The following is a 12,405-nucleotide window of genomic DNA, read 5'->3' as shown; positions in this document are numbered from 1 at the left end:
GGGCATCGTCATCCAGGCCGGCAGGTCGAGCGCGACGACCGGCATGTCCTTGGTGTCGGTGGGCGAGACAGGTCGGACGCATGCCGTCGGCGTGGACGCATCGCCAATTGGGCAGCCGGGCGCGGGCCTTCCTTGCGTACGATCAGCCGTATCCCCGTCGGCCGGCCCTTGAGAGAGCCGCCGTCGAGTCCGGCTCCCCGGGCTCCGCCGCGATCTCGTCGCCCGCTCGACGGCGGCCCGTCCAGGCGGGGAGGCGCAGCATCACGGCGTGGGCGGCCGGGCCAGGTGAGCGGGGCGGCGTTGATGTCGGCGGCGGTGTTTGCAGCTTGTCGGAGGTCTTCCGGTCGTCGGTCAGCGTGCCGGGGACCGGCTTCTTGACCGGGATGCGAACGGTGTCCCCGGCGCCCTTCGTAGCCCAGCCCTTTGAAGCAGCCCGGCGCGCGTCGTCAACGCCGAGTACGCTGCCGGCCGCAGATGGCGGCCGGCAGCGGGGACAGGGACTCGACGGTGCCCTTTAACGGCTGACTATTCGGGGGGCGTCAGGGAGTACCTCGACCTCAGCCTCACGCCGTGAGGCGCCGAGCCGAAACCCGGGGGACGGCGCCCGTGGTCATGCGCGGACCGCGGTCAGGTAGAGGTAGCCGCTCTCCGGGATGGACCCGAACCTGCGCACGAAGTCGATGAGCGAGTCGGCCTGTTCCTTGCCGACCAGATCGGCCAGCTTGTCGCTGACCGTCTCGAAGGCGTCGGCCATGAGCCCGAGGGTGCGGATGACGTTGTCGGTGATGTCACGGATCTCCATGTCGACGAAACCGTTGGCGGCCAACGCCGTCCGGTATTCGTCCACCGTGCCCAGGGAGCGCACCCCGTAGTTCGCGCAGATGTGGTCCAGGACCACGCGCCCCTCAGGGCTGATCGGGTCGCGCTGGATGACGTCGGCGATGGCGAGGCGGCCACCCGGGCGCAGGACGCGGGCGGCTTCGGAGAGCACCCGACCGCGGTCGGGCATGTGCCACATCGACTCGAACGCCCAGGCCGCGTCGAACGAGCCGTCGGGAAAGGGCATGTCCATCGCGTCCGCGAACTGGAACGTGGCCCGGTCGGCGAGCCCAGCCTCGGCCGTGAGTTCCGTGGCCTCCGCCACCTGGATGTGGCTGATGGTGATGCCCACCACGTCCACGTCGGAAAGGCGGACGAGGCGCCGCGCTGGATGGCCGATGCCGCAGCCGATGTCCAGGACCCGCTGACCGGCCTGCGCGGCGAGACCTGAGATCATCAGGTCGGTCAGGCGGTCGGTGGCTACCTCGACGGAGCTGTCGTCGGCGTCGTTCTCCCAGTAGCCGTAGTGGATATTGGGGCCCCACACAGAACCGTAGACCCGTCCGAACCCGTCGTACACGTTACGGACGTCGTCGCCGTGGGTGGGAGACTGCTCGATCGTCATGAAGAACTCCGTGTCATTGTGAAAGTGGCGGGAAGCCGGCGGCGGTTCAGCCCTACCGGTGGTGAGCCCGCGAATGATCGTGCTGGTACGCCACCACAGGTCCTGCGGGTCAACCGCGAACCACATGCCGGGGCACACGTTGAGGAGATGGTTGGCGACGTGAATACGGCTGACGTAGTCTTTGAGACCTTGGCCATCGAAGATGTGGCGTTGGGGCGGCAAACCCGCTGCGCTGGGCCGGGAAGCCCCGACCCAGCGCCTGCGTGTGGATATGCCAGTGCTGCCAGATCAACATACTGGCCGCCTGCTATTCCCCGATCTTCGTGAGTTCCGTTCTCACTTCTTCAGCTCGAAGCGCAAGAAACCCAGCCGCAAGCCCCCTGCTCGCCATTCGGCACCAAGCGCCTGGTTCGCCATCAGGGATATCCTCAGATTTCGGCGGTCAACTGCTGAAAGGCTGCTGTCACTGTCCAGTACCGCCTTCGTCCAGGCGGTACTCTCGTCCCAGAACGGCGCGGTTTCCGACGTAGCGTCGACATCATCGACCAATTCAAAGCCCGCAGCCTGCGCGGCTTCTACGTAGTCGAGCACCGTAGCCGGTTTTGTGTAGAAGTATTCGGCCCACACATCAGCTCCGTGAGGGCGTGTAATGAATACTTCCTCGATGCATACGCTCGCGCCTGGACGAAGCACATGCGACAGACGCTCGAACCACTGCGGACGGTTGAAGTATCCGCTGCTCTCGATCGCTACTGCCGCGTCATAGGGGCCGTCGTCCAGGGGGAGATGCATTGCATCACAGACCAGTGTGCGGACCTTCCCGTCAACACCGCATTCCCGCGCGAACCCGTCAATTATCGGCGCGTGTTCTTGCGCGTTGGTGACCGCCGTGACGTCGGCGCCGTATTCCTGTGCCCAGAAGAGCGAGCCCCCGCCAAGACCGCAGCCGACATCCAGGATTCGCCCTGACAGTCGGTGCTCAGCGCCCCAGATCTTGGCCGCGTACCGCAGCAAACCCTCTTGGTGGCTCCGTATGCTGTGGCGAATAGCATCCGGCGTCACGTCATGAGGATGCGGTGGCGTCTCGGAGGAAGGGTAGTGACCTACATGGTAGTGAATCCTGGGCCCAGGCCCGTATTTACGAACAAGCCTAGCTGTTTTGCCGTCGTAGTACTGGCCGACTACTCTTACCTCATCCTGAGGATCCAGCGTCGTTTGAGGTGAACTTGAAAGCTCATCCAGATTTGACACGGTCACTCCTCCAGAGCTCGGATGCCGACGACGTTGGCGAATGACCTGCTGCGGTCGTTACGCTGCGCTCGTCATGATTTTGGCGAGGATACGTGGTTCAACAAGGATCGCCGGACCGGATTCCATGAAATGACTTGCGGCACGAGCAGCACCTCGTTCGAGATGCAGAGCCGCCCTCGCGATCCGGAATCTTAAGCCGTCCCAAAATTGAGTGTCAGCTATTGGATTCCATCCTGAACGACCTCCCCCGTCGTGTCAACGACGAGGCGTGAGCATCTTCGACTTTAGGAAAAACCCCAAAGAAGACGGTGTATGGACTGGATTGGACTATCCTGCGGAACGGTAGCTGCTGGGCGGCATCAAGGCCGCACTTCGAGTCCAGCTATTAAGCCGGCACCCAACGGCAGGCAAGACTTCCTGTAGAAGGACTCGGTTTCTGCCGACCGGCCTGGATGCCCTGTTCTGCAACCATAGCCAGGCGTTCTGACACAAACGTCATGGCACGGAACGGAGTGGGATGAGTGACGGTAAGCAGGTCCTGCTGGCCGAGCCACGGAGTCTGTGTGCCGGTGTACGCCGGGCGATAGCCATCATCGACCTCGCGCTGGAACAGCACGGCGCGCCGATCTACGTCCGCAAGGAGATCGTGCACAACCACTACGTGGTGCGCGAGTTCCAGCGCCGGGGTGTCCGGTTCGTCGACTCCGAGCAGGAGGTGCCGGAGGGCGCGGTGTGTGTTTTCTCCGCGCACGGCGTCTCCCCTCAGGTGCGGCAGAACGCGGACGCACGCGGCCTGGACGTGCTCGACGCGACCTGCCCCCTGGTGGCCAAGGTGCACCAGGAGGCGCTCCGGTTCGCCCGCGACAGGCGGACGTTGCTGCTGGTCGGGCACGCGGATCACGAGGAGGTCGAGGGCACCTACGGGCATGCTCCCGACCAGACGATCATCGTCGAAACGGTTGCCGACGCGGAGGCGCTGGACCTTCCCCCCGACGCACCCGTCGCCTACCTCACCCAGACCACACTCTCGGTGGACGAGACCAGGGACATCATCGCCGTGCTCCAGCGCAGGTTCACCGACCTGCGCGGACCCGCCACCGACGACATCTGTTACGCCAGCCAGAACCGCCAGGACGGCATCAGGGCCATTGTGGACCGGTGCGACCTGGTGCTGGTGGTCGGTTCAACCAACTCCAGCAACTCGATCCGGATGGTCGAGGTGGCGCGCAGGCTCGGCGGCAGGGCCGAACTGGTGCCGGACGTGACCCACTTCGACCCCACGTGGCTGGCCGGTGTGAGCACGGTCGGCGTGAGCGCCGGGGCGAGCGCGCCGGAGATCCTCGTCGACCAACTGCTCGACCGGCTCGCCGAACTGGGTTACGCGGACACGTCCATAGAACGGGTGGCAACGGAGGACATCGTGTTCTCGCCGCCCACGCGGCTGACCGGAGTGACGGAAGTGCCATGACCGATCCAGACCGGACGAACCTCTGTCGCTGATGGCGCCGGCGAGGGCTCTGTCGGCAAAAGCGCGTAGCCGGTGAGCCGCGTCGGCCGTCGTTCCGACCTGTCCGACAGCCCTGGCCGCCTTATGCCATGAGGATCCTTCCAGGCGTCGGCCGACTCACGAGGCCGGCGGCCGAACCGGCATCGCGCCGGGTAGTCGGCCGAACTGACCGAGAGGGCGGCCGCGGCCGCACACCACACCCGGTGAGGAGCACTGTTCGACATGGCGCTACTGGAAACCGTGCGCGACCCGGCGCGGTTGCGTGAATTGACCGCCGGGGAACTCCGCGACCTCGCCGGAGAGATCCGCGCGTTCCTGATCGAGCGGGTCTCCGCGACCGGGGGACACCTCGGGCCCAACCTGGGTGTGGTCGAGCTGACCATCGCGTTGCACACGGTGTTCGAGTCCCCGCGGGACCGGTTGCTGTGGGACACCGGGCACCAGTCCTACGTGCACAAAATCCTCACGGGCCGCCAGGCTGGGTTCGACCGTCTGCGCAAGTCGGGCGGAATTTCCGGCTACCCGAGCCGGGAGGAGTCCGAGCACGACCTGGTGGAGAACTCGCACGCGTCCACCGCGCTGTCCTATGCGGACGGGCTGGCCAGGGCGGACGCCCACCTCGGCCGACGCGACCGGGCGACCGTCGCGATCATCGGCGACGGCGCGATGACCGGCGGCATGGCCTGGGAAGCCCTCAACAACATCGCGGGCGGGCCGAAGCGACCGCTCGTCATCGTGCTCAACGACAACCAACGCTCCTACGCGCCGACCGTCGGCGGGCTGGCCGAGCACCTGGCCGACCTGCGCGCCGGGCGCGGGCCAGGCGTGTTCGAACAACTCGGGCTCGGTTACCTCGGCCCCGTCGACGGCCACGACCTCTCCGCCGTCCAGGACTCCCTGCGCCACGCGGTCGCACGGGGCGGGCCGGTGGTGGTGCATGTGATCACCGCCAAGGGCAAAGGCTACCGGCACACCGAAACCAATGACCTCGACCTCGGCCATGCCGTCAAACCTATGGACCCGCACACCGGGCAGGTGCTGAAGGCGTCGCCCCCGTCGTTCACGTCGGTGTTCGGCGAGAAACTGGTCGAACTGGCCGAGCAGCGCGACGACCTCGTGGCGATCACGGCTGCGATGACCGAGCCGACCGGGCTCCTGCCGCTGCAGCGCAGGTTTCCGCACCGGGTGATCGACGTCGGCATCGCCGAGCAACATGCGGTCACGATGGCCGCCGGGTTGTCCATGGGCGGCGTGCGCCCGGTGGTGGCCATCTACTCCACGTTCGTCAACCGCGCGCTCGACCAACTGCTCATGGACGTCGCGCTGCACCGCCGCCCGGTGACGTTCGTCCTCGACCGGTCCGGGGTGACCGGCGACGACGGGCCGAGCCACAACGGCATGTGGGACCTGTCGGTGCTGCAGGTGGTGCCGGGGCTGCGGATCGCGGCGCCGCGGGACGGCACCCGGCTGGCCGAACTGCTGGCTGAGGCGGTGACGTGGCAGGAAGGACCGACACTGCTGCGGTTCCCCAAAGGCCCCGCCGGTGAAGACCTACCCGCCACCGCCACGTTCAACGGGATTGACGTGCTGCGCCGTTCCGGCCGGCTGGACGTGCTGGTCATCGCGGTAGGTGCGCTGGCCGAGCTCGCGCTCACCGCCGCCGACGGTGTGCGGGCACAGGGCATCGGGGTGACGGTGGTGGACCCGAAGTGGGTCATCCCGGTCAACCCCACGCTGGCTGACCTGGCTCGCCGTCACCGACTCACGATCACGGTCGAGGACAACAGCCGCACGGGTGGTGTCGGTTCCGCGATCGCACAGGCGCTGCGGGACGCCGACGTGCACACCCCGCTGCGCAACTTCGGCATCCCGAGGCGATTCCTCAGCCACGGCTCCAGGGCCGAGGTGCTCGCCGCCTGCGGGCTGACCGCGCAGAACATCACCAGGGCCATGGTGGAACTGCTGACCGGCCTCGACACCGCGTCGGCACCGACATCGGCAGGCATCGACAATCCCGGCACCTGGCCGGTTCATTCAGGGGAGGAACATTGACGACCGTCGATCTGGGAATGCCCTCGCCGCGTAAGGACGAGGTCCCGCTCTCGGTGGCCACGCGACGAACCTCCCGCCGGATCATGGTGGGTACGGTCCCGGTCGGCGGCGCCGCGCGGGTGTCGGTGCAGTCGATGACCACCACGTCCACCGCTGACATCAACGCCACGCTGCAGCAGATCGCCGAGCTCACCGCGGCGGGCTGCGAGATCGTGCGGGTCGCCGTGCCCTCGGCGGACGACGCGGCCGCGTTGCCGGCGATCGCCCGCAGGTCGAGTATCCCGGTAATCGCTGACATCCACTTCCAGCCGAAGTATGTGTTCGCCGCGATCGACGCCGGCTGCGCCGCAGTACGCGTCAACCCCGGCAACATCCGCCAGTTCGACGACCAGGTCGGCGCGATCGCCCGTGCGGCCAAGGACGCGGGCATCCCGATCCGAATCGGCGTGAACGCCGGGTCGCTTGACAAGCGGTTGCTGCACAAGCACGGTGGCGTCACTCCGGAGGCGCTGGTGGAGTCGGCGTTGTGGGAGTGCTCGTTGTTCGAGGAGCACGGCTACACCGACCTGAAGATCTCGGTGAAGCACAACGACCCGGTGGTGATGATCGAGGCGTATCGCAAGCTCGCCGGCCGGTGCGACTACCCGCTGCACCTCGGCGTGACTGAGGCAGGCCCACGGTTCCAGGGCACCATCAAGTCCGCGGTCGCGTTCGGCGCGCTACTCGCGGAAGGCATCGGCGACACCATCCGTGTCTCGCTCTCCGCGCCACCGGTCGAGGAGGTCAAGGTCGGCGCGCAGATCCTGGAGTCGCTCGGGCTGCGGCCGCGGGGACTGGACATCGTGTCGTGCCCGTCCTGCGGCCGGGCCCAGGTCGATGTGCACACCCTGGCCGAGCGGGTCACCGCTGCACTTGAGGGGTTCCCAGTGCCGTTGCGGGTGGCGGTGATGGGCTGTGTCGTCAACGGGCCCGGCGAGGCGCGCGAGGCCGACCTCGGTGTCGCCGCCGGCAACGGCAAGGGCCAGATCTTCGTCAAGGGCAAGGTGATCCGCACGGTCCCCGAGTCACAGATCGTGGACACCCTCGTGGCAGAGGCCGCACGCATCGCCGAGGAAATGGGCGTGGACATCGAGGTGTGAGGGGTCGCACTCGGTCCGACGACGAGAGGGCGCGCAGGAAACATGACACGAAATGCAGTTCATGCACGAATTCTCGGGTTGCGATCTCGCGAACGCCAAGAATTAATCCACAGTTTCACACGCAATGCGCGGGGGCCACGAATCCGTCCGCAGAATCTGGAGGACGTACGCCCTCGAAATCAACGCGACACGATTCGGCGCCTGCAGCTTTTCGGACATGACGCGGACGTGATAGTCAATGGTCTTCGAGCTGAGGTATAACTCTTTCGAGAGTTGTCCGCTGGAGTAGCCGGCCGCAACACCCTCCAGGATCCTGGCCTGGACCGAGCTGAGACCCCAGTCGCCGGTCGGCTGGGGCACTTCGCAGCCGTTCTGATTATTATTCATGACACCCTTCCATTCCGTATGACCCAGCCAGGCCAGGACCGTAAACGGAGGCCGCAACCGCGACAGGCGGCAGCTTGACGCCCGATTCGACCGATAACCGCCTTACTTTCTGAGGCGTGCCAGGTCTGTAAAACAAGAAGATGTCATCGCTCGAACGGACCTCGTGGGGTATGCGAATCAGCCAGGCTTCCAGCCGGGAAAGGCAATTCGATCCGACATCGCGAGGACCGGCCGACGCCATTCGCGTTGCATCCAGCGGAAATTTTCCCGACGGAGCAACCGGGCGCTCGTCAACGTGGTGAATATTGTGCGTACACGTCATCACGAGTTTTCACCTCCTGCCTCACTTCGCCATGCATTGAAATCTCGACACGCAAAGGCTTGCACAAAAGTACTTGATCTCGCAACATCTCGATTCCCGCTTGGGCGATTTGGGAATCATTTAACTCCTCATCCTGGATTCTCCTGGTTGATCATGAGTGGGTGTTGTCCTGTAAATGATCTATAACATGCCGATTTGATCAGCGTCAATGTTCTCATCCGGACAGCGCGGCCCTACCTGCGGCGCTCTCCACGCCAGGCAATTCCACACGGGAAGGCGGGAACCCGAAAGGGCGTTCAAGGCTTGGCTGAAAAAAAATGTAAGGGCTCCCTTATCCGGCAGGGTGCGAGCAGGCCAGGCTGCTGCACCCGGTGTGCGTCTGGCTTGAATCAGTGCCCGCCCCAGCGCTTCGCGAGCCATCCATGCCCGCTTCCTTTTCGAGGACCAGGGAAGCCCACCGCGTTGTCGGCATCAAGACGAATCAGCCATTGGTGCGGCAATTTCTCAAATGCCCTTCCTGATGGGATGCGTCGCGTCCCGACGGGACTCCCGGCTTCGTCTTCCGACCAGGTGTCCGGTTCCTGCCCGCGGTTTCCTGAGGATTCTCAACGTCAGCGACGGTAGGTCTCGCCCTGGCTGCGCGGCGGCGGGCTCGGGACGTGCGGAGGCGATGGCGTTTGCCGCAGACCAGGACGTCGTACCAGACGCCGATGTTGTTGCGGGAACGGTCATGGAAAGCCGTCTTGCGGACGGGGTTGCGGCAGATCTTCAGCCCTGGCCAGAGGTTCTGCTGCTGAGCCGGCAGCGGTTCTGTCAGCAGCAACGAGGCGACGAGCCGCCAACCGGCTCCTCGTGGGCTGGCGACCACCGTGCCGTCGGCCGATTGCCGCAGACCGACCGCGACGCCGGTCGGGACGATCCAGTCCGTCGTGCCCTGGTCGCGGTCGCGCAGGGCCTGTCGCAGCCGGGATCTTAGGTCGACGAGCTTTTGCAGGTCGCGTTCGGTGAAGACGAGCGGTGGTTGCCTGTCGGCTTCGGCATGTTCGGCCAGGATCGAGCTGAATTGTTGCTGTGTCGGTCGTGGTGTCGGCGAGCAGGTCAGGTAGGTCGGCGGCACCGGTGTGAGGAAGTCCTGCACGGCGTTGAGACCGCCCGGCGCGGGTGCGGCACCCAGATGTTCCTGGATGCCCACCGTCCCGCCCGCCGAGCCCACCCCGCCCACCCGTACCTTGCTGTCCGGCCGAAGTGCCCGCCCCGCCGGTATCCGGACAACTGGGCGCGGGTCAGGCGGCCGTCGTCATCCGGTCTCTTGATGGGCCGTGCACGGCTACCCATCGCCTCGACCAGCTTCTTGCCGAAGTCGGCGGCGGTGCGCCGTGCGGTGTCTACGGCGGAATGACGAAGATCAAGGGTTGCGACGGCTTGTCGGAGTGAGGTTCCGGCTGCGACTTTTTCGATCAGAGCTTGTTTTTCCGACTCGTCCAGGAGTCGTGCCGGGCCACCTCCACGTTCTGGTCGTAAAAAACCAGGTGAGAGGTGTGAAGGATGACCCTCGCCCGTTTGCCGATCAGCCGGATGGGGACCGAGTATCGGTTCGTGCGGACCGGGATCTGGCCGTAGCGGTCGACCCGCGGGGTGAACAGCCGGCCGGTCTCGAACGGCTCCTCCGGCAACGGCATCAGAAGCGGCCGTTCGAGCGCGAAGTCCTCGCCGATGGTCCGGGACCTGGAGTCGATCCGGCGGGCGTCGTCCTGCACCCGGGCCGGCAACGCCGCCATGTACCTGTGGTCAATCTGATCCGATGCCGGGATCGGTTGCGCCCGCTCTGCTTCCGCGCTTCACCGCAGTGACGCTCCTGCCACGTCGCGGGCGAAACGCGGAAGCAGACAGTCGACCCCCCCCGTGCCCGTGTGCTGTGCAGCGGCACGGACCCTAGGGCCTGTTGGAAGTTCGGATCATGTGGTTGAGGTGATTGCTTCAGCCACATGATCGATCCTCTGAGGTGGAGTCCTGCCTCGTAGCTCTCGGGGGATTTGTCGTAGCGGGTGGCGAGTCCGCGCCAGGTCTTGATCTTCTGGAAACAGCGCTCGACGGTGTTGCGCTGCCAGTACCGGTGCGGGTCGAAGACGACGGGGCGACCGCCTGCCGAGCCCTTCCTCAGCCGGTTCGCGGCCTGGTCGGTCTTCTCCGGGATGACGGCGGTGATCCCGCGTCCGCGCAGGTAGGCACGGTTGGCCTTGGACGAGTAGGCCCGGTCGGCCGCCACCGCGTCGGGCCGGGTGCGCGGACGGCCGCGCCGGCCGGGGACCCGGATCCGGTCGAGGACCGCCTGGAACTGCGGACAGTCCGCGGCCTGGCCGGGCGTCAGGACGAACACCAGCGGCAGTCCCGCCGCGTCGACCGCAGCGTGGACCTTGCTGCTCAGCCCGCCTCTGGACCGGCCGAGTCCGGCCGCCTTCGCCCGTGCCCGCCGACGCTGCCGCGTCGCAGCACGCTTCCGGTCCGCCTCCTGTGCGGTGCCCGTACCGGGTCCGGCCTGCGGTGCATCACCCGCAGAACCGGTCCCTGCTCCGGCAGCGGAACCCCCTTTTCCTCGGTCAGCGCCTGTTCAAGGGCGTCCAGGGTTTCTCCGGCGAGCGCCAGCCCGGCCGATTCGTGATGGGCCCGCACGATCGTGGAATCCACACTGACCAGTTCCAGCCCGACCCGCCCACGCACCGCCGCCCCGGCGATCAGCCCGTCCATCAGCACCTGGAACACCCCGCCCTTCGACCAGGCGCTGAACCGCGAATACACCGTCGACCAGGACCCGTAGCGCTCCGGGACGTCACGCCAGCCGCAGCCGGTGCGAAACCTCCACAACACCCCGTTGAACTGGTCACGCACCCGCCGGGGCAGCGGACCCGTCGCCGCCACCGGCAGAAACCCCTCGATCAACTCCCACTCGGCATCCGTCACATCGAAACGCGCCACACCCGAGTTCTACCAGCCAACTCCAGCACACCAACGAGCCTCACAAAGATCCGAACCCCGAACAGCCCCTAGTACCCCGACGCCCGCGGAGAGCGGGCGAGGGGCGAGCGCGAGGCCCGGGGAAGCCGTCACTGAGGTACGCGGCATCTCACCCGGCGTAGGAGAAACGGCCCCGGTGCGGTCGGCGCCCGGACGGAACCGGCCGGTGGCCCCCGCTTCGGTCAGTCGCGTACGGCGACCGGGACATGCTGGCCGGTGCCGTGGCCGAAGCCGGAATGCCGCCCGTCGGCCTGGCATAGTTCATTCTTGACCCGTAGTGGGCTTGGTGATGCGATAGAACACATGACGGCCGACACAATGCGCATGATGCGTCCGACAGTTGAGGTGCTACGCCTTCTGCTGGACGGAAGGGCGGACGGCCCTCTGTGGGGTGCAAGGATCAGTGAGCTGGCCGCCCTTGGCAAGAGCACGGTCTCCCAGATCCTGGCCAGGCTGACCGCGCTGGAGTGGGTCATACCCCATAAAGAGGAGGGCCCGCACCCAAGCCGTCCGGCGCGCGTCTTCTACACACTGACCGAACAGGGCCGCCGGGAGGCTAAGGTCGCGCTGGCGGCATGGAGTTACGCGTAACCAGCGGGGCGGCATCGGCAAGAAGACCGTGCGCACCACACCGCTCGGCCAGAGCACCGGCGTCGTTCTGGCCGAGGAAGCGCCCCCTGGCGGCTGCAGGGCGCGGAGAAGGCCGAACTTCGCCGCCAGGACGGCACTGATTCCCTCAGGTCTCGCCATACCAGAACAACGAGCCCAACAGCTGAAAGTCACGAATTGTTCTCCGGCAAGATCTTAGCCACCAGATCGGCAAGTACTTTCTCATAGAACAGCTTTAGCGGGTCCCGGACAAACGCCAGGGCCCGCTAAAGATACTTGCAGAGGCATCATACTGCAATACGAGCCGATCGGGGTAATGCAGCTTCTACTCTGCTGCTTAGCTAAACGCCTGCGCCCTTAGGAATCTGCAGTATTCCGAAACTCACGCATGCACGTCATAGGTGGGGGAGCACACGAGACCACCAGATCCACCCACGCATCCCCAAAACGTGTAGTGGTTTCCCTCAGTCAAGTTCCCGGTCGTGGTGGCGGTGTAGGGAGCGGTGTGCCCGTGCGTGGATGCTTCACGAACGGGATTACTGAGCTTGAACTCGGGTTGTCGTAGGTGCTGACAGAGCTTGATTTTTGCGGTACGTCGTCTTCATGAGGTACGCGCAGGGCGGTGGCCTGAGCGATGAGCGCAGGCAGTTCCGCGAAGGCATCCGGATGAGGGCCGCCGAGC

9 protein-coding genes and 1 pseudogene are annotated in these 12,405 nt (G+C 65.9%); 4 read left to right on the top strand and 6 right to left on the bottom strand.

All coding sequences use genetic code 11. The annotated features are described in order from the left end of the window. Positions 1–610 precede the first annotated feature (610 nt). Together AB0F77_RS35080 and AB0F77_RS35075 are read right to left on the bottom strand one after the other, a co-directional pair. Complete coding sequence (locus AB0F77_RS35080) at positions 611–1,444, bottom strand: methyltransferase domain-containing protein (protein WP_361956101.1); 834 nt, start codon at positions 1,442–1,444, stop codon at positions 611–613. Positions 1,445–1,780: 336 nt separating this feature from the next. After that, positions 1,781–2,695, bottom strand: a complete 915-nt coding sequence (locus AB0F77_RS35075) for a methyltransferase domain-containing protein (RefSeq protein WP_361956099.1) — start codon at positions 2,693–2,695, stop codon at positions 1,781–1,783. Between the two features lie 517 nt (positions 2,696–3,212). Here AB0F77_RS35075 and ispH point away from each other — a divergent pair. The 3 genes from ispH to ispG all read left to right on the top strand — a co-directional run bounded on the left by ispH (position 3,213) and on the right by ispG (position 7,393). After that, the gene (gene ispH / locus AB0F77_RS35070; RefSeq protein WP_361956098.1) at positions 3,213–4,163 is read left to right on the top strand and encodes a 4-hydroxy-3-methylbut-2-enyl diphosphate reductase; all 951 of its coding nucleotides are present in this window, start codon (positions 3,213–3,215) and stop codon (positions 4,161–4,163) included. 261 nt (positions 4,164–4,424) lie between these two features. Beyond that, positions 4,425–6,254 (top strand): 1-deoxy-D-xylulose-5-phosphate synthase, encoded by a 1,830-nt coding sequence (locus AB0F77_RS35065; RefSeq protein WP_361956097.1) that lies wholly within the window; start codon positions 4,425–4,427, stop codon positions 6,252–6,254. Continuing rightward, positions 6,251–7,393, top strand: coding sequence for a flavodoxin-dependent (E)-4-hydroxy-3-methylbut-2-enyl-diphosphate synthase (gene ispG, locus AB0F77_RS35060; RefSeq protein ID WP_361956095.1), 1,143 nt, complete (start codon positions 6,251–6,253; stop codon positions 7,391–7,393). Before AB0F77_RS35065 ends, ispG begins: the two co-directional genes overlap by 4 nt. Positions 7,394–7,495: 102 nt before the next feature. Here the strand turns inward: ispG and AB0F77_RS35055 are convergent, their stop codons facing one another. The 4 genes and pseudogenes from AB0F77_RS35055 to AB0F77_RS35040 form a co-directional block, all read right to left on the bottom strand. Further along, complete coding sequence (locus tag AB0F77_RS35055; protein ID WP_361956093.1) at positions 7,496–7,780, bottom strand: helix-turn-helix transcriptional regulator; 285 nt, start codon at positions 7,778–7,780, stop codon at positions 7,496–7,498. Positions 7,781–8,583: 803 nt separating this feature from the next. Beyond that, positions 8,584–9,294: a CGNR zinc finger domain-containing protein gene (locus AB0F77_RS35050; RefSeq protein WP_361956091.1), complete on the bottom strand. Its 711-nt coding sequence runs from the start codon at positions 9,292–9,294 to the stop codon at positions 8,584–8,586. 265 nt (positions 9,295–9,559) lie between these two features. Further along, positions 9,560–9,880, bottom strand: coding sequence for a hypothetical protein (locus tag AB0F77_RS35045; RefSeq protein WP_361956241.1), 321 nt, complete (start codon positions 9,878–9,880; stop codon positions 9,560–9,562). A gap of 200 nt (positions 9,881–10,080) precedes the next feature. Continuing rightward, positions 10,081–11,075 (bottom strand): annotated as a pseudogene (locus AB0F77_RS35040) (IS5 family transposase); the annotation flags it as partial. Between the two features lie 342 nt (positions 11,076–11,417). Between AB0F77_RS35040 and AB0F77_RS35035 the strand changes: the two are divergent. Continuing rightward, positions 11,418–11,705: a winged helix DNA-binding protein gene (locus tag AB0F77_RS35035; RefSeq protein ID WP_361956089.1), complete on the top strand. Its 288-nt coding sequence runs from the start codon at positions 11,418–11,420 to the stop codon at positions 11,703–11,705. The last annotated feature ends 700 nt before the right edge of the window (positions 11,706–12,405 follow it).

Origin of the sequence: Streptomyces sp. NPDC026672 (assembly GCF_040638185.1) — a bacterium.
GTDB lineage: Bacteria > Actinomycetota > Actinomycetes > Streptomycetales > Streptomycetaceae > Streptomyces.
Note: the sequence above shows the minus strand (reverse complement) of the source record. Positions and strands in the feature narration are given on the sequence as shown.